Genomic DNA, 17,507 nt, shown 5'->3' on the forward strand with positions numbered 1-17,507 from the left:
ACGGGATCGGGGCCGTTCGAGGCCCCGGTTACGATGTATGGATATGCGGCCGCGAAGGCGGACGTTGCATCTGCACGAGCGAGCAGGCGTGGCGAAATCGGACACGCGGGGCGCTGCGACCAAACCGCCACGGCCCTAAAGGGCGTGGTCTGGCAGGACTGCAGCTGGCTTCTCATTTTCGTGCATCAACCTGTTGGATCCCGGGGTTGTTTCCCGGTTCTTTGTAACCGTGCCGCCGGTTTCGGGTCTCGCCCTGGAATAACTTGCGGGCAAAGCCATGCAAGAGTGCCTCCGGGACAGCCTGACCGTGATATGACAGCTACGGTTAAATTTGACCTAGCACCCATGAACAGCAACGGCAAGTTGCTTGCCCGTTGTGGATGAAGAATTGCGCCCCGGCGCTGTATTCGTGCGGGAAGCCGGGGAAATTGCTCGGCGTGCCATTGCCTCTCGCTGCGCCAGCGCTCAAACCTGCCTGCAAGATGGCGCGCCTTTTTCCGATTATCCTCCTGATCATGCTGCCTCTCCTGGCGCTGGGCGGGGTGCTGGCGATGATGGTCTCGGGGCGCATGTCGCACGAGGGGGCTCAGGCCGGGCAGTCCTTCGTTCCGGTGCTGCGCTTCACCCTGCCTTCGACGGACGAGCCTGTCGGTCTGCCGCGGGTTGATGGTCCACCCGATGCCAGCCGGCCTCTGGTGGTGATCGACCCGGGACATGGCGGGTTCGATCCCGGCGCCGGCAAGGGGGCGCTGCGCGAGAAGACGGTCGCACTCAATATCGCCCGTGCGCTGCGCGATCATCTCGTGCGCTCGGGCGGGATCAGGGTGGCGATGACGCGCGATTCCGACCGCTTCATCGCCTTGCGCGACCGTCCCGAAATCGCCCGGCGCATGGGGGCGGACCTGTTCGTCTCGATCCATGCCGACAGTGCCGAGAGCGATCTTGCGCGCGGGGCGAGCGTCTATGTCCTCTCGCAGAAGGGCACCGGCGAGGCTGCCGAGCGCTTCGCGAGCAGCGCGCGCGAAACCGGGCGTTCCGAAGGCGGGCGGGTCAACGGCATCGTCCTTGCCGATACCGACGACATGGTCGGCGCGATCCTGCTCGATCTCTCGCAGCGCTCGACCCAGAGCGATTCGACCGCGCTCGCCCAGCTGGTGCTGCGCGAACTTTCGGATGACAAGGTGCCGCTCCACCGCGAGAACGCAGAGACTGCTGCGCTCGCCGTGCTCAAGGCGCCCGACATCCCCTCGATCCTGTTCGAGACCGGCTACATCAACAACGAGCAGGACGCAGAGCTGCTCGGCTCGCGCAAGGGGCAGGAGCGCCTCGGCGCCGCCGCCGCACGGGCGATCCGGGCCTTTTTCGCGAGGAAGCTGGGTGCCTGAGCGCATCGCTGCTGGCCTTGTCGGAAAGGGCCGTGCTAGAGGGCTGGCACGATGACCGACGAGACCCAGGAAACCGGCTTCGACGCCGACGCTCAAGCCGCCGAAGACGCCAAGTACAGCATTCGCCGCGGCAAGTCCGGCACGGGGCAGGGGGGCTTCCTCGCCCGGATCGGCTCCGCCTGGCACGCCAGCAAGTGGCTGCGCCGCTTCGCCTATCTGTGCCTTGTCGGGGTGATCGGCCTCGTCGGCATGTGGCTGGTCTTCGCGCGCGACCTGCCCGATGCCAAGTCGTTGCTCGCCTATCAGCCGCCGCTGCCGACCATGGTGCGCGACGGTGATGGCGAGATCGTCTACAGCTATGCACGCGAACGCCGCGTGCAGTTGCGCTACGTCGACCTGCCGCGCCCGCTGGTGAACGCCTTCCTCTCTGCCGAGGATCGCACCTTCTGGTCGCACGGTGGCATCGACTTTGGCGGTCTTGCCGGCGCGGTGATCGACTATGCCTCGAAGTTCGGCTCGGGCGAGCGCGCCAAGGGCGGTTCGACGATCACCCAGCAGGTCGCCAAGAACATCCTGATCGGCGACGAGTATTCGGTCACCCGCAAGCTCAAGGAAATGGTTCTCGCGCACCGCATCGAAGGCGTGCTGAGCAAGCAGCAGATCCTTGAACTCTACCTCAACGAGATTCCGCTCGGGCGTCGTTCCTTCGGCGTCCAGGCCGCAGCGCGCGCCTATTTCGACAAGGACGTCGGCGAGCTGACGCTGAGCCAGAGCGCGTTCCTCGCGATCCTGCCGCGTGCGCCCGAGGTCTATGGCCGCAAGCAGCACGAAGAGCGCGCGATCGAGCGACGCAACTGGGTGCTCGACCAGATGGTGCGCAACGAATGGGTGAGCGCTGCCGATGCCGAAAGCGCCAAGGCCGAGCCGCTGGGCCTCGTCACCCAGCGCGGTCCCGAATACGACAGCGCCAACGGCTACTTCGTCGAGGAAGTGCGCCGCCGGCTGATCGAGAAGTATGGCGAGAAGGCCGAGGACGGCCCCAACAGTGTCTACGCCGGTGGCCTGTGGGTGCGCACTTCGCTCGACCCGCAGCTCCAGACGTCGGTGCGTTCGGCGCTGCGTAGCGGCCTGCTCAACTATCACGGGCAGCGCGGATGGGCTGGCCCCATCGCGCACATCAAGGACATGGACAGCTGGCAGACCCAGCTGATCGTCTCGAACAAGACCATCGACTACAAGGACTGGCGCGTCGGCGTGATCCTCTCGACCTCCGGCGACAGCGGAGAGATCGGGTTCAGCGACGGCAAGACCTTCACCCTTAACAACGTGCCCGAAAAGGCCAAGGTCGGTGACTTCGTCGCTGCCTCGCCGGTCTCATCGGGAGCGTACCGTGTACGCATCATCCCCGAGGTTTCGGGCGGCATGATCATGGAGCAGCCCTCGACCGGGCGCATACTCGCCATGCAGGGCGGTTTCGATTCCGGGCTCGGCTCGTTCAACCGTGCGATCCAGGCCGAGCGCCAGCCCGGTTCGACGATCAAGCCCTTCGTCTATGCGACTGGCCTGCAGAACGGCATGACCCCCGCGACGCAGGTTCTCGACGGCACCTTCTGCGTCTACCAGGGCGCGCGTCTTGGCCAGAAGTGCTTCCGCAACTTCGGCGGCGGCGGTGGTGGCACGCATACCCTGCGCTGGGGGCTCGAGCAGTCACGCAACCTGATGACCGTGCGCATCGCCAACGACACCGGCATGAAGCGCGTGATCAAGACCTTCAAGAACGTCGGGATCGGTGAGTACAAGCCCTACCTCTCGTTCGCACTGGGTGCTGGCGAGACGACGGTGGCGCGCATGGCCAATGCCTATTCCGCGCTCGCCAACAATGGCGTGCAGTTCCCTTCCTCGGTCATCGACTATGTGCAGGACCGCAAGGGCAAGGTGATCTGGAAGTCCGACAAGCGTCGCTGCGACAGCTGCAACATGGCCGAGTGGGACGGCAAGCCGATGCCGCGCGTCGACCGCGTGGGCAAGCAGGTGATTGATGCCGACACTGCCTACCAGACCGTGCACATGCTCGAGGGCGTGGTGATCCGCGGTACCGCGGTGCGTCTGCGCAGCCTCGAACTCCCGCTGTTCGGCAAGACCGGCACCACCACCGGCCCGACCGACGTGTGGTTCATGGGCGGTTCGCAGGACTATGTCGGCGGGCTCTACATCGGTTATGACAGCCCGCGCTCGCTGGGCGGCTATGCACAGGGCGGGCGTATTGCCGCGCCGGTGTTCAAGCAGGTCGTCGAGGACACCAAGTCGCGCTGGAGCCATCAGCCCTTCATCGCGCCCGAGGGCATCCGCATGGTTCGTATCGACCGCGTGACCGGCAAGCAGGTCATGGGTGTCGAACCGTCTGACGAGCCCAAGGCCTCGGTCATCTGGGAAGCCTTCAAGCCCGATACCGAACCGCGCGAGTACACCGCCGAGGACGAGTTCACGAAGCGCCGCGATGCGCTCATCGCCGAAATTGACGGTGCTCGCCGCGCCCGCGAGGCGGCGCAGGCCGCGCAGGGGCAGGTACAGGCCGAGGACTTTGCCGAGGAGCAGGGCGGCATTTACTGATTGCGATACATGCGCCGGATGGCTCACCCCATAAACATCAGGGGAGCGGCGGCGCTGTAAACAGGGAGAGGGTATGATGCGATTGGCTAAGTGGACCAACCGGCGGGCGGGCCTTGTGCCTGCGGTACTGCTGGGCCTTGGAGCCCTCCCTGGCCTGGCCGGGGCGAAGCAGGGCAATGAGGCGCAGATCGCCGCGCAAGGCGAGGATGCAGCGCCGTACATGCGTGAGGACGTCGCGGCCTTCCTCGAGGCGCGCAAGGCGCGGCCCATGCCTGCCTTGACCCGCGAGACGCTGGCGGCAATCCACGCCATGGGACCGGCTGCAGCGGCGGCGATGGGCAGCAGCGACCTGCCGGTCGGAGAGATGGCGGTCCAGCGCGAACTGACGATGCCCGGACCCGGTGGCGAGATGCGCCTCAAGCTCTTCGATACGCGTGCCCAGCGCGGACCGGGACCGGTCTTCGTGTTCTATCACGGCGGTGGCTACGTGCTCGGCTCGATCGAGAGCCATGCCGGGCTTGCCGCCGAGATCGCCCGCCAGCTCGACCTGCCCGTGATCTCGGTCGAATACCGCCTTGCGCCCGAGAACCCCTGGCCGGCCGCGGTCGATGACGGCGTGGCCGCAGCGCGCTGGATTGCCGACAACGGCGCTGCCCTCGGTCTCGGTATCACCGGACTGGTACTGGGCGGAGACAGCGCGGGCGGCAATCTCACGCTCACCACCGCCGCGGCCCTGCGCGATGACCCTGCCTCGGTACCCGTAGTCATGCAGGTGCCGATCTACCCGGCGACCGATTTCGCCCAAAGCTATCCCTCGCAGGCGCTGTTTGCCGAGGGCTACGGTCTCGATGCCGCGAGCACCGAACTCATGACGCGTCACTATGCCGCCGATCCGCAGGACCCGCGCGCTTCGCCTCTGCTCGACGATCTTGCCGGACTGCCGCCGACGGTTCTGGTCACCGCCTCGCTCGACCCCTTGCGCGATCAGGGGCGGGCCTACGCGGCCAAGCTCGTGGCAGCGGGTGTGCCGACCGCGTTCTACGAGGCGCGCGGACTGATCCACGGCTTTTCCAGCTACCGCAAGGCGATCCCCTCGGCGCAGGACGACACCATCGCCTACCTGCGTCTCGCGCGCACGATGCTCGACATGCCCGAGGGTCAGTAGCGCCAGACGGACAAGGCGCGCTGAACCAACTCAGTGCGCGGCCAGGTCGAGAATCGCGTTCTCGCGTTTCTCGGGGCGGATGTAGATCGAGGAGATGCGCGGCGAAATCGCCTTGAGCTGCGTTTCCAGCTCCTCGATCATGGTCTCGGCCTCACCCATGGGCAATTCGTCGTCGAAGTCGGCACTGACTGCGACGAAAATGCTGTTGGGGGCCGTGTGGATCGTGCGCAGGTGGTTGACGTTGGTAATGCGCGGCTCGGCTTCCAGCCTCGTGCGCATCGCATGCACCAGCTGCGGATCTGCAGCTTCGCCGATGAGCAGCCCCTTGGCCTCGCGGGCCAGCAGTACCGCGACGGTCGCCAGCACCAGGCCGATCAGCACAGAAGCCGCGCCGTCGATGCGCGGGTCCTCGAAGTGCACGCTGGCCCAGACCCCGACTGCGGCGATCACCAGACCGACAAGAGCGGCACTGTCCTCGAACAGCACGATGAAGCCCGGCGGGTCCTTGCTGTCGTGGATCGCCTGCCACCAGCTCTGGCCACCGCGCTTGGCGTCGAATTCGCGCACCGCGATGAACCATGACGCGCCCTCCAGAACGAAGGCGATGCCCAGCACGATGTAGCTAAGCGTGGGGTCGGCGATGGCGCTTGGCTCGCGGATATGCTCGTAACCCTCGTAGATCGACACGCCCGCGCCGACTGCGAAGATCAGGATCGCGACGACGAAGGCCCAGAAGTAGAGCTCGCGTCCATAGCCGAAGGGATGGCGCGCGTTGGCGGGCTTGCCGGCGCGGTGCTGACCATAGAGCAGGAGGACCTGATTGCCGCTGTCGACGAGCGAGTGAATGCCTTCGGTGGCCATCGAGGACGAGCCACTGATGGAGGCGGCGACGAACTTGGCGATGGCGATGCCGAGATTGGCGATGAGTGCGCCGTAAAGGACGATGTTCTCGCGAAAATGGCCTGACGAGGCGGCCTCTGATTGTTTCATGCGAGGGAGAACGGCGCTCGCGCCCTCGCGTTGCATGCAAATCGTCCGTTGCGGCTCGCTCGCTGCGCCAGACCGCGCGGCGCGCCCGGGTCCGGATCCGTCATCAGGCCTCGAGCATGTCGCGAGCACCGTCGAATTCGTGCGAAATCCCATCGCGCCATTGCCGGACGATGAGGTGGCGTCCGTGCAGCGCGCCGCGATCCTGCGGGCCAAAGCCGAGCAAGGTCCCATCCTCGCCGGCAGCGGCGGGCAGGGCGCGAACCTGTTCGAGCCCGCGCCTGACCGCCTCTCCATTGGTCCCTTGCGTGCGTGCGAGCGCCTCGGCGACGAGGCGGCCGATATCGTGGCCGGAGGCAAGATGGGCGGCCATGTCTTCATAGCCGGCAGGATCGCTTCCGGTTTCGGCGACGATTGCAGCCAGGCGGCGGTTGGCGTCGCTGTGATTGGATACGTGAAACCAGCCTTGCAGTGCTGCAATGTCCCGTCCGGACCAGTTCCGGATGCCGGGGGTGCCGGTCATGCGCGCTCCGTCCCAAGCGGTGAGGTCGAGAGCATGAGCGATGACACCGACCGGCATGTCCGGCCCGAGTACGGCCAGTCCCTCGGCACCGCTCTCCAGCAGCGCGGCCAGAGCCGGGCCGATTTCATCGTCGCTTCCGGTCGGGCACAGGGCGTGCACGAGCGTGAGGTCGAGACCGAGGACTTCGGCTTCGGCGCGCAGCGAGCGCAGGTGGCGTTCGCCAGCTGGCGACATCGCGTGGAAGGCAGCGATCCTGCGCGCGCCAAGCGTGGCGAGGTGGCGGGCGATGACAAGGCCTTCTTCCTCGTCACTGCCGGTCTGGTACTGGAACATGTAGGGGCTGCGTGCACGTTCCGACGAGGCAGGAGCGAGCGTCGGGATATGGGTGCGATCAGCCATGGCCATCAGCGCCAGGGCGTTTTCGCCGGTGCTCGGCCCCACCACCATGCAGGCTCCTGCGCTCGCGAGCGTCGCAAAGGCCCCTTCGAGCGCCTCGGCAGTGCCGGTAGGCAGGCCAAGGCCGTAGGCATGGACGAACTCCACCGCGACTTCGAGCCGACCGCTCGCGCGCAGCGCCGCGCACTCGCGCTCGATCCAGAAGGTGAGGTCGCGGGTCTGATCCTCGTCGCCGGCGAAATCCGCCACGTCGTTGAGAATGCCGATCCTGGCGCTTGCGGTCATGACATCATCCCTGAAGGTCACCCGCGGGTGACCGTCACCCGCGCCATGCCTTCGGCCCTAGGAATGTTCAGTCTCGCGAATGGCTGCATGCCAAGGCGAGCCAGTCGCAAAAATCGGACAGGGCCTGCTTCAGTAGCGGCGTGCGACCATGATACAGCGCATCGGACCTTCGGGGCGCTGCTCTCCGAGTTCTCGCAGGAAGCCGGCGCTGACCCGTTCGAAGCGAAGGCCCTTGAATTTGCCCCCGGTCATGGTGACGGTATTGCCGGTATAGAGGTAACTGCCGCGGATGCCTTGCGCCTTGTAGCTCGAGGCATTGACGATCGAGAAGTCGTATTCGGGCACCGGCTCGCCGATCTTGCCGCCCGCATCTCCGGGCAGTTCGCAGGCATATTTGCCGATCGCGAGCGTGCCGATCTTCCCGCCCGCGACGGGTGGCGGTTCCGTGCTGCTGCCAGCCACCGCCGGTGCGCAAGCTGCCGCCAACAGGCCGCTCGTCGCGAGCGTGATCGCGGCCAGCGTCCGGGGCATGGAGCGTGGCGCTTGCGGGCGCGGAGTCGCAAAGTTCTTCATCGCGGCAGCGCTAGCATCGAGCGCAGGCAATTGCCATGCCCGCTCGCGTGGTCTAAGGGGCGCGGGATTTCGCACCGTGCGTACCGGCATCGTCCGGTCCGGGCGCGGTGCAATGCAGCTCTTTCCCATCTTAAGGCAGGTTCTCATGAAGATCAGCGGCGTCGACATTCGTCCCGGTAACATTCTCGAATACGAAAAGGGCATCTGGAAGGTTGCCAAGACGCAGCACACCCAGCCCGGCAAGGGCGGTGCGTTCATGCAGGTCGAGATGAAGAACCTGATCGACGGCCGCAAGACCAACGTGCGCTTCCGCAGCGCCGACACGGTCGAGAAGGTCCGTCTCGACACCAAGGACTTCCAGTTCCTCTACGTCGAGGGCGAGCAGCTGGTGTTCATGGACATCGAGAACTACGAGCAGATCCAGCTCCCCGCCGACCTGCTCGGCGATGCCGCGGCGTTCCTCCAGGACGGCATGCAGGTCCTGCTCGAGATGTGGGAAGAGCGTCCGATCTCGGTCCAGCTCCCCGAGCAGGTCGAGGCCACCATCGTCGAGGCCGACGCCGTGGTGAAGGGCCAGACCGCGTCCTCGAGTTACAAGCCCGCCGTGCTCGACAACGGCGTGCGCGTGATGGTGCCGCCGCACATCGAGAGCGGTACGCGTATCGTCGTCGACGTCTACGAGAAGGCTTACGTTCGCAAGGCGGACTGATAGCTTGCGGGAAGGGCGGCCCTGCTGCCCTTTCCAACGCCTTATTCGAGGCGACCTGAATGAAACCCTCCGGCCCGTCCGGACCCAGCAGTAGAGTACAACGTCATGGCCGCTATTTCCGGTCTCATTCGCGTCATGGAAAAGGCGGCCCGCAAGGCCGGTGGGCGCCTGCGCCGCGATTTCGGCGAAATCGAGCACCTGCAGGTCTCGCGCAAGGGCCCGGCCGACTTCGTCTCGAAGGCCGACCAGGCGTCCGAGCGCACGATCTGGGACGAACTGCGCGCCGCGCGCCCCGACTGGGGTTTCCTGTTCGAGGAAGCCGGCGTGATCGAGGGTGACCCGAACAAGCCGCGCTTCATCGTCGATCCGCTCGATGGCACCACCAACTTCCTGCACGGCATCCCGCACTTCTCGATCTCGATCGCGGTGCAGGAGCCGCGTCTCGACGGCAAGGGCTGGGGCGAGGTCACTGCCGGCCTCATCTACCAGCCGATCACCGACGAGAGCTTCTGGGCCGAGAAGAGCCGCGGCGCGTGGCTGCACGATGCGCGCCTGCGCGTTTCCTCGCGCCGTCACCTCGACGAGAGCCTGATCGCCACGGGCATGCCCTTCGCAGGCCATGGCAACGTCGCGCAGTGGTCGCGCATCTATCAGGCGATCGCGCCCAACGTTGCCGGCATCCGCCGCTTCGGCTCGGCCGCGCTCGATCTCGCCTGGGTCGCCTCGGGCCGTTATGAGGGCTTCTGGGAAGCGGACCTCAAGCCGTGGGACACCGCGGCGGGCTGCCTGCTCGTGCGCGAGGCCGGTGGCTTCGTGTCGGACTGGAAGGGCCGTTCGATGCCGTTCCACGACGAGGAAATCCTCGCTGGTAACGACGCGCTGCACTCGCGCCTGCACAAGCTGCTCGCAGGCGCGCTCAAGGCCTGACCTTCCAGTCAGCCGGAACGTGATACAGCGTTCCGGCGCTCGAATCGAACGGTTCGGCTCTATCGCGCGATATTGCCGGACCGCTTTGCCTCCAGTCCTGTTACTCTCTCGTGGAGCAACAGGAGTTTTGGCGCATGGCAAGAGGTCTGGATCGCGCCCTGGCCCTTGCACTGCTGGTGCCCTTCGCCCTGTATCCCTCGATCTTACGTGCCCAGCCCGCGCCCGTCGCAGAGTTTGCAGCTCCTGCCGCGACTATCCCCGTATCGGCCAGCAGTTCCGTCTTCGATATTGCCGGACTTGCCGAGGCTGAGACTGCCGCCAGCCGCCTGCGTGACGCTGAGCTAACTGCGACCGATCAGGACAAGCTCTCGGGCGACGACAAGATAAAACTCAACTGGAGCTATCGTCCGCTCGACGAGGGCCCGCAATTCGAGGTGGGTGCCTTTGGTTCGCATCGCGACGGTACCAAGAAGCCCATAGTCCACGTGGGGATGGACTGGTCTTTCTAGGGCACTGCCCTCCTTTTAGCATACGCTCGCCGGTCGATCCGGCGCCATTCTCGCAAGATAGCGTTATGCCTCTTGAACGCGCGAGGCGGTGCGGCTAGTGGTCCGCGGCTCATCCCGTGCCCCTGTGGCGGAATGGTAGACGCGAACGACTCAAAATCGTTTGTCGAAAGGCGTGCCCGTTCGAGTCGGGCCAGGGGCACCAGCACTGCGCGGTTGAACAACATTGCGCATCTGTCCGGGGACTATGCTTGCGTGATATCTTGCTGTGTCGGTCCGTGCCGCATAGCTTCGCACGCATGAAACGCCTCACTTCAGCATCGCTTCGACTTGCCGCGACGGTTTCGGTCTGCGCATTTGCCCTCTCGTCCACCGCGCACTGTGCCGAGGCAAATCCGGTGGCGGCGCAGGTTGCACGCGACATGCCCGGGCTAATGGAAATCTACCGCGATCTTCATGCTCACCCCGAACTGAGCAAGCAGGAGGTCAAGACGGCGGCCAAGCTTGCCGCCTTTGCGCGCGATGCAGGCTACGAAGTCACCGAAGGCGTCGGGGGCACCGGTATCGTTGCGGTGATGCGCAACGGCGAGGGGCCCACGGTCCTCGTTCGCGCAGACATGGACGGCCTCCCGGTGACCGAGCAGACCGGACTGGCCTTCGCCTCGAAGGAGCGCGGGGTCTCGACCGCCGGGATCGAGAGCGGGATCATGCACGCCTGCGGCCACGACACCCACATGACCGCATGGGTCGAGACCGCAAGGCTGATGGCGGCGCACAAGGACAAGTGGTCGGGAACGCTGGTGATGATCGGCCAGCCAGCCGAGGAACTGGGCGAGGGCGCGCGCGCGATGCTCGCCGATGGGCTCTACACCCGCTTCCCCAAGCCGGATTACACGCTGGCCTTCCATGACAGCGCGGGCATGCCCGCCGGCAAGGTCGGAGCAGCAATCGGCTGGACCTTCGCCAACGTCGACAGCGTCGACATCGAGGTGAAGGGGCGCGGCGGGCACGGCGCCTATCCGCATACGACAGTCGACCCCATCGTCATCGCCAGTTCGATCGTGATGAAGCTGCAGACGCTCGCTTCGCGCGAGATCGACCCCAAGGATCCCGTCGTGGTCACCGTCGGCTCGTTTCACGCCGGGACCAAGCACAATATCATCGGCGACAATGCGCATCTTGAACTAACCGTGCGCAGCTATTCGGACGCGACCCGCAAGCACCTGCTCGACGGTATCGCACGCATCGCAAGGGGCGAGGCAATAGCAGCCGGGGTAGCCGAGGAAAACCTCCCCGAGGTCACGCACGAGGAACTCTATACCCGCGCGACCTGGAACTCGCCCGAGTTCACGCAGCAGGCCGTCGATGCGCTCCAGGGCGAAATGGGCGCGGACATGGTCTCGGTCATGCCTTCGGTCATGGGGGGCGAGGATTTCGGGGAATTCCGGCGCGCCGACGAGGATCACATCAAGTCGATCATCTTCTGGGTCGGCGGCGTGCCCCAGGTCAAGTACGATGCCGCCAAGGCCAATGGTACGCCGTTGCCTTCGCTGCACAGCGCCTTGTGGGCGCCGGAAGCGGACAAGGTGATCGGCTCGGCATCGCAGGCCATCACGCTGACCGCGCTGCGGCTGTTGGGACGCTGAATTTGCAGGGAGGCGACGAGCCTATCTGATCCCGCTCGCGGCACCCGAGCGCAATTGCGACTGGGCGATCAGGGCATCGATCTGTGCCTGTGTTGCTCCAACCTGCGCCATGCCCTGCTCAGGCGAGGCATGGAGCGCGAGCCATTCCTCCAGTGTCATGCCTTCGGGCAAGGGGCCAATGGCGCCGGGCACCGGGACCCCGCCCGTGGCAGAGGAAGATGCCTGCGCATAGCCGCCGTCGTCATAGGCCGCGATGCTGCCGCCACCGCGAGAGATCGCTCGGTCGGGTCCGAAGCTGCCTTTGACTGCACGCGGCGAGGCAATGGCTATCTGGTTGCTCGACTGGCCTTGCGCAGCGGCTGCGATTTCGTCGACCGGCTGTTCTTCGCCCACGGGCTCATCGTGCCCGGAGCCCGGATTGTGCTCCTGGGCAAACATGGCGAGAACTGCGGTCAGGGCCAGCGTAATGACGGCGAAGTGCACCGACATCTTCTTGAGCGATGGCCCATCCGACTTGGTGCGACCCGAGCGAACAGATTTCATGGCGCTGCTATGGCAGCTGATCGGTTAAGAAATCACAATCGTTTTCATCGCCCGAGCTCCTTAACCATGAAGGCCGTGCAATTCGTCAGGGAGTTGCAGTGGTTTGTCATGAGCAGCCCGGATCAGGGGAGCCTCGCGGGCAGCCGTGTGTAAACCATGCCGACAAACTGAGGTGATTTCTTGCAAATCGCGGGGGTAACGGCCAAGACCATACGAAATGCTCTGTCAGATTTACCGACATTTTACGCCTTGGGGGCTAAGTCTGCTGGCGAGTAAAACCACCGCAGGATGGCACTGAGCGACAATGGTTCGCCTCTTTAAACACTATATTCCGCACGCGGTGCTGTTGTTGGGGGCGGTCGATTTCGTCCTGCTCGGACTGGCCAGCGAGATATCGTGGCACTTGCGAACGAGCCAGATTGGCATTTCGCCCGGGCCCTTGCTGGCGCGGCTCGGTCTCCATTTCGCCTTTTCCTCGGTGCTCGTTCTGGCGATGGTCGGTGTCGGGGTCTACGGGGCGGAGTGCCTGCGCTCCATGCGTTTTGCCGGATCGCGCTTGCTGGTTGCGGTCTCGCTCGGCGTATTGGCCATCGCTTTCGTCGATTTCGTCCTTCCTGGTGTGAATTTCTGGCGTTCGACGCTGGCCTACTCGATGGCGCTTGCCGTGGTACTGCTCATGGTCAATCGGCTGGCGCTCGGCGCGATGCTGGGAATGCAGGCGTTTCGCCGGCGCATCGTCGTGCTTGGTGCGGGTACGCGGGCACAGCGCCTTTCCGAGCTTGCCGCGCGGCCCGAAAGCGGTTTCGTCATCGTCGATTTCGTCAACATGAGCGATGCCGAGCCGCTCGTCGAATGCGCGCGCCCACGCTCCGAGATCGCCAATCTCACCCGTTTCGTCGAACGGCGCGATGTCAGCGAGGTGGTGCTGGCGCTGGAGGAACGGCGCAATGCGCTGCCGCTGCAGGATCTGCTGCGCATCAAGACCACTGGCGTCAATGTGAACGAGTTTTCCAGTTTCATCGAACGCGAGACCGGGCGCATCGACCTCGCCACGGTCAATCCCAGCTTCCTGATCTTTTCCGACGGTTTTTCGTCGGGGCAGGTCTTCGCCAGCGCGGGTAAGCGCGTTTTCGACATTGTCATCAGCGTGGCGATGCTGATCCTGACCGGACCGCTGATCGTCCTTTTCGCATTGCTGGTGAAACTCGACAGCAAGGGGCCTGCCTTCTACCGCCAGTCGCGTGTCGGATTGTTCGGTGAGCGCTTCGACGTGATCAAGCTGCGCTCGATGCGCACCGATGCCGAGGTCGCGGGGGCGCAATGGGCTTCCGAGAACGACCCGCGCATCACGCGCATCGGGCGCTTCATCCGCAAGGTGCGCATCGACGAACTGCCCCAGGCCTGGACCGTGCTCAAGGGTCACATGAGCTTCGTCGGTCCACGCCCCGAACGTCCCGAATTCGTCACCGATCTCGAGCACCATCTACCGTTCTATGCCGAACGCCACATGGTCAAGCCGGGCATCACCGGCTGGGCGCAGATCAACTATCCCTATGGCGCCTCGGTCGAGGATTCACGCAACAAGCTCGAATACGATCTCTACTACGCCAAGAACTACACGCCGTTCCTCGACCTGCTGATCATCCTGCAGACACTGCGCGTGATCCTGTGGAACGACGGCGCGCGATGAGGGTGGCATGATCATGGGACAGGCCGGGATCTGGACGACCATTGCCTTCGGCTTCTACCTGAGCGGTGCGATCGCGCTCGCGACCGTGGCCTTTGTCCTGTGGCCACGCCGCCAGCGCCTCGGCATTGCCGCAACCGCGACCTTGACGGCACTGCTGCTCACCGCGATCTGGAGCATCACCATAGCCGCCGGATCGCTCGGGGCGCTTGGCGCTCCCTGGGGCTCGCTGGCCGAAAGCGCACGCAATCTCGGCTGGCTCTTCGTCATCTACCGCTTGTTCGAGAGCGACGGGCGCCACGATACCCTTGCACCGATCCGTCCGGTCATCGTCTCGCTCGGTTTCGTCGAGCTCACGCACCTTGGCATCGACGTCGGCCTCGCCTGGCTCGCGCTCGAGGGCCGGGTGATGCACGTTGTCTTCGAGTTCAACGTGCTGTTCCGCTTGCTCGTCACGGTTGGCGGACTGGTACTGGTTCACAATCTCTACGTCGGCGGCTCGCGCGAGGCGCGCGGGGCCCTGCGCTGGCCCGCGACCGGCCTTGCAGTGCTCTGGGCCTTCGATCTCAACCTTTACACCATCGCCTATCTTTCCAGCGGATGGCCCGCGGAACTGGGCGCGCTGCGCGGGCTGGCAGCCATTGCGCTGGCGGTCTTCGTCGGACTCTCGGTCGCGCACAACCGCGAGAACCTGCGCATTCGTCCCTCGCGTGCGGTGACCTTCCAGACGTTCTCGCTGCTCGTCATCGGGGTCTATCTCGTCGGCATGGTAGCGGTGGCGCAGTGGCTCTCCTATGCCGGGGGCAACTTCGCGCGGCTGGTCGAGCTCGCCTTCCTGACGCTGGCGAGCGCGATGGCGCTGGTGGTGTTGCCCTCGCGGCGCCTGCGCGCCTGGCTGCGGGTGGTCCTGACCAAGCACTTCTTCCAGCACCGCTACGACTATCGTGAGGAATGGCTGCGCTTTACCCGTACCATCGGTGGTGCGGGCGAGGGGGCGCCTCCGCTCGGCGAGCGCGTGGTGCGCTCGCTCGGCGACCTGTTCGAAAGTCCGGCAGGCCTTTTGCTGAGCCCCGGCGAGCAGGGCGAGCTGACGCTGGCCGCGCGCTGGAACTGGCCCGCAATCGAGGTCCCCGCAACCGCGCTGCCGCTCGAGAGCCAGCTTGCACTCGAACGCACCGGCTACATCGTCGATCTCGACGACCTGCGCGAGGGGTGCCTTCCCGCCGAGGACATGGTCGAACCCGAGATGCCTGCATGGCTGCGCGAGGACGCGCGTGCATGGGCGGTGATCCCGCTGGTGCACTACGAGCGTCTTGTCGGCGTGGTCGTGCTGGCGCGCCCGCAATACGTGCGCAAATTCGACTGGGAGGACTTCGACCTACTGCGCGTCGTCGGCCAGCAGCTGGCGAGTTATCTCTCCGAGAACGCCAGTCAGCTCGCGCTCGCCGAATCGAGCCGTTTCGAGGACTTCCACCGGCGCATCGCCTTCGTGATGCACGACATCAAGAACCTCGCCAGCCAGTTCAGCCTGCTCGCGCGCAATGCCGAACTGCATGCCGACAAGCCCGAGTTTCGCGCCGACATGCTGGTGACGCTGCGCAATTCCTCTGAAAAGCTCAACGCACTGATCGCGCGCCTCGGGCGCTACGGCAACGCCGGGATCGAGGGGGGCGGGGCCGACCGGCTCGAGGCCCTGCGCACCGCTGACGTGCTCGATGCCGTGCTCGAGCGGTTCCGCGGCGCGGCACAGGTGAGCGCGACCGAGGTGCAGGACCTCGAGATCACCGCCAGCCGCCATTCGCTCGAGCAGGTGCTCGTCCACCTCGTGCAGAACGCCGTCGATGCAGGCGAGCCGGGCAGTCCGGTGCTCGTTGCGGTCACCGCCGAGGGCCTCAACGCACGCTTCGAGGTGGTCGATTCCGGCTGCGGCATGTCGCCCGACTTCGTGCGCAACCGCCTGTTCAAGCCTTTCGTCTCGACCAAGTCGGGCGGTTTCGGCATCGGCGCTTTCGAGGCGCGCGAACTGGTGCGTGCGATGCGCGGACGGCTCGAGGTCGAATCGCGCGAAGGGCTGGGCTCGCGCTTCATCGTCCACATTCCGCTCGCCGCTGCGGCGGGGATTTACCAGACACTCACTCGTAACGACCAGAAAGTAGCCTGATGAGCCAGAACCGTGCGGACCAGCTGCCCAAGCTGCTGATCGTCGAGGACGATCCCGGCCTGCAGGCCCAGCTCAAGTGGGCCTACGAGGACTTTCAGGTCTTCGTCGCAGGGGACCGCGCCTCCGCACTGGCCACGCTGCGCTCGGAGGTTCCGGATGTGGTGACGCTCGATCTCGGCCTGCCGCCAGATCCCGACGGCACCAGCGAAGGCTTCGCGGTGCTCGACGAGATCATGGCGCTCAAGCCCGATACCAAGGTCATCGTCGCCAGCGGCCATGGCGCGCGCGAGAGCGCGCTCGGCGCCATCGCGCAAGGGGCCTACGATTTCTACCAGAAGCCGGTCGACATCGATTCGCTGGGCCTGATCGTCCGCCGCGCGCTGCAGGTGCACCGCCTCGAGGAGGAGAACCGCCGTCTCGCCTCGCGGGTGGCGAAGGACGAGAAGGTGCTCGGTCGCATGATCACCGCCGCGCCCGAGATGCTGCGCGTGGCGCGTACCATCGAGCGCGTTGCCAACACCAACGTCTCGGTCATGCTGCTCGGCGCCAGCGGGACCGGCAAGGAACTGCTCGCGCGCGGGCTCCACGAGGCGAGTGACCGCTCGGGCGGCGAATTCGTCGCCATCAATTGCGCCGCGATCCCCGAGAACCTGCTCGAGAGCGAGCTGTTCGGCCACGAGAAGGGCGCCTTTACCGGCGCGGTCAAGACCACGCCCGGCAAGATCGAGCAGGCCGCGGGCGGTACCCTGTTCCTCGACGAGGTCGGCGACATTCCGCTCCAGCTGCAGGTCAAGCTGCTGCGCTTCCTGCAGGAGCGCGTGATCGAGCGTGTGGGCAGCCGCGAATCGATCCCGGTCGACACGCGCATCGTGTGCGCCACCCACCAGAACCTCGACGCCATGATTGCCGAGAATCGCTTTCGCGAGGACCTCTACTATCGTCTCGCTGAGATCGTGGTGAAGATCCCCAGCCTTGCCGAGCGGCCCGGCGATGCGACGCTTCTCGCCAAGTCCTTCCTCACCCGGTTCGCCGCCGAGATGAATCCGCGCGTGCGCGGCTTCGCCAGCGATGCGCTGGCAGCGATCGATGCCTGGTCATGGCCGGGCAACGTGCGCGAGCTGGAAAACCGCGTGAAGCGTGCGGTGATCATGGCCGACGAGAAGCTGGTCAGCGCCGCCGACCTCGACCTGCTCGAACCCGACGAACAGGTGATCAACGCGCTCAACCTAAAGAGCGCGCGCGAGCAATCCGACCGCAAGGTGATCCGCCACGCCCTCGCGCGCAGCGAAGGCAACATTTCCAGTACCGCCAAGATGCTCGGGATCAGCCGACCCACGCTTTATGACCTGCTCAAGCAGTACGATCTTCAGGCCTGAGGAGCACGCGGGCACGGTCGCAAGAGGC

Annotated in this window: 14 protein-coding genes and 1 tRNA gene; 11 read left to right on the forward strand and 4 right to left on the reverse strand. The window is 65.4% G+C overall.

Going from position 1 to position 17,507, the window contains the following annotated elements; translation table 11 throughout:
* Nucleotides 1-482: 482 nt before the first annotated feature.
* The 3 genes from I5E68_RS08680 (at nt 483) to I5E68_RS08690 (ending at nt 5,160) form a co-directional block, all read left to right on the forward strand.
* Nucleotides 483-1,385 (forward strand): N-acetylmuramoyl-L-alanine amidase family protein, encoded by a 903-nt coding sequence (locus I5E68_RS08680; protein ID WP_197162964.1) that lies wholly within the window; start codon nt 483-485, stop codon nt 1,383-1,385.
* Between the two features lie 51 nt (nt 1,386-1,436).
* Nucleotides 1,437-3,995: a penicillin-binding protein 1A gene (locus I5E68_RS08685; RefSeq protein ID WP_228726895.1), complete on the forward strand. Its 2,559-nt coding sequence runs from the start codon at nt 1,437-1,439 to the stop codon at nt 3,993-3,995.
* 73 nt (nt 3,996-4,068) lie between these two features.
* Nucleotides 4,069-5,160: an alpha/beta hydrolase gene (locus I5E68_RS08690; protein ID WP_228726896.1), complete on the forward strand. Its 1,092-nt coding sequence runs from the start codon at nt 4,069-4,071 to the stop codon at nt 5,158-5,160.
* 30 nt (nt 5,161-5,190) lie between these two features.
* On the opposite strand, the gene I5E68_RS08695 is transcribed toward I5E68_RS08690, so the two are convergent.
* From I5E68_RS08695 to I5E68_RS08705, 3 genes are all read right to left on the reverse strand, one after another.
* Entirely contained in the window at nt 5,191-6,150 is a 960-nt protein-coding gene (locus I5E68_RS08695) for a cation diffusion facilitator family transporter (protein WP_197162967.1), read from the reverse strand.
* Between the two features lie 103 nt (nt 6,151-6,253).
* Nucleotides 6,254-7,351, reverse strand: a complete 1,098-nt coding sequence (locus I5E68_RS08700) for an ABC transporter substrate-binding protein (protein WP_197162969.1) — start codon at nt 7,349-7,351, stop codon at nt 6,254-6,256.
* A gap of 129 nt (nt 7,352-7,480) precedes the next feature.
* Nucleotides 7,481-7,882, reverse strand: coding sequence for a hypothetical protein (locus I5E68_RS08705; RefSeq protein WP_228726897.1), 402 nt, complete (start codon nt 7,880-7,882; stop codon nt 7,481-7,483).
* A 187-nt stretch (nt 7,883-8,069) separates the two neighbouring features.
* Between I5E68_RS08705 and efp the strand changes: the two genes are divergently transcribed.
* The 5 genes from efp to I5E68_RS08730 all read left to right on the forward strand — a co-directional run bounded on the left by efp (nt 8,070) and on the right by I5E68_RS08730 (nt 11,712).
* Entirely contained in the window at nt 8,070-8,633 is a 564-nt protein-coding gene (efp, locus tag I5E68_RS08710; protein WP_197162971.1) for an elongation factor P, read from the forward strand.
* A gap of 105 nt (nt 8,634-8,738) precedes the next feature.
* Nucleotides 8,739-9,560, forward strand: a complete 822-nt coding sequence (locus I5E68_RS08715) for an inositol monophosphatase family protein (RefSeq protein WP_197162973.1) — start codon at nt 8,739-8,741, stop codon at nt 9,558-9,560.
* Between the two features lie 134 nt (nt 9,561-9,694).
* Complete coding sequence (locus I5E68_RS08720; protein ID WP_197162975.1) at nt 9,695-10,069, forward strand: hypothetical protein; 375 nt, start codon at nt 9,695-9,697, stop codon at nt 10,067-10,069.
* A 118-nt stretch (nt 10,070-10,187) separates the two neighbouring features.
* Nucleotides 10,188-10,271 (forward strand) — tRNA-Leu (locus tag I5E68_RS08725).
* A 94-nt stretch (nt 10,272-10,365) separates the two neighbouring features.
* The gene (locus I5E68_RS08730) at nt 10,366-11,712 is read left to right on the forward strand and encodes an amidohydrolase (RefSeq protein WP_197162977.1); all 1,347 of its coding nucleotides are present in this window, start codon (nt 10,366-10,368) and stop codon (nt 11,710-11,712) included.
* 21 nt (nt 11,713-11,733) lie between these two features.
* Here the strand turns inward: I5E68_RS08730 and I5E68_RS08735 are convergent, their stop codons facing one another.
* The gene (locus tag I5E68_RS08735; RefSeq protein ID WP_197162979.1) at nt 11,734-12,255 is read right to left on the reverse strand and encodes a hypothetical protein; all 522 of its coding nucleotides are present in this window, start codon (nt 12,253-12,255) and stop codon (nt 11,734-11,736) included.
* Nucleotides 12,256-12,559: 304 nt separating this feature from the next.
* On the opposite strand from I5E68_RS08735, the gene I5E68_RS08740 reads away from it, so the two are divergent.
* From I5E68_RS08740 to prsR, 3 genes are read left to right on the forward strand one after another with little or no spacing between them, the layout of a single operon-like run.
* Nucleotides 12,560-13,945: a TIGR03013 family XrtA/PEP-CTERM system glycosyltransferase gene (locus tag I5E68_RS08740; RefSeq protein ID WP_197162981.1), complete on the forward strand. Its 1,386-nt coding sequence runs from the start codon at nt 12,560-12,562 to the stop codon at nt 13,943-13,945.
* A gap of 7 nt (nt 13,946-13,952) precedes the next feature.
* Nucleotides 13,953-16,103: an XrtA/PEP-CTERM system histidine kinase PrsK gene (prsK, locus tag I5E68_RS08745; RefSeq protein ID WP_228726898.1), complete on the forward strand. Its 2,151-nt coding sequence runs from the start codon at nt 13,953-13,955 to the stop codon at nt 16,101-16,103.
* Nucleotides 16,103-17,479: a PEP-CTERM-box response regulator transcription factor gene (prsR, locus tag I5E68_RS08750; protein WP_197162983.1), complete on the forward strand. Its 1,377-nt coding sequence runs from the start codon at nt 16,103-16,105 to the stop codon at nt 17,477-17,479. Before prsK ends, prsR begins: the two co-directional genes overlap by 1 nt.
* The last annotated feature ends 28 nt before the right edge of the window (nt 17,480-17,507 follow it).

This window comes from Novosphingobium aureum (assembly GCF_015865035.1).
Classification (GTDB): domain Bacteria; phylum Pseudomonadota; class Alphaproteobacteria; order Sphingomonadales; family Sphingomonadaceae; genus Novosphingobium; species Novosphingobium aureum.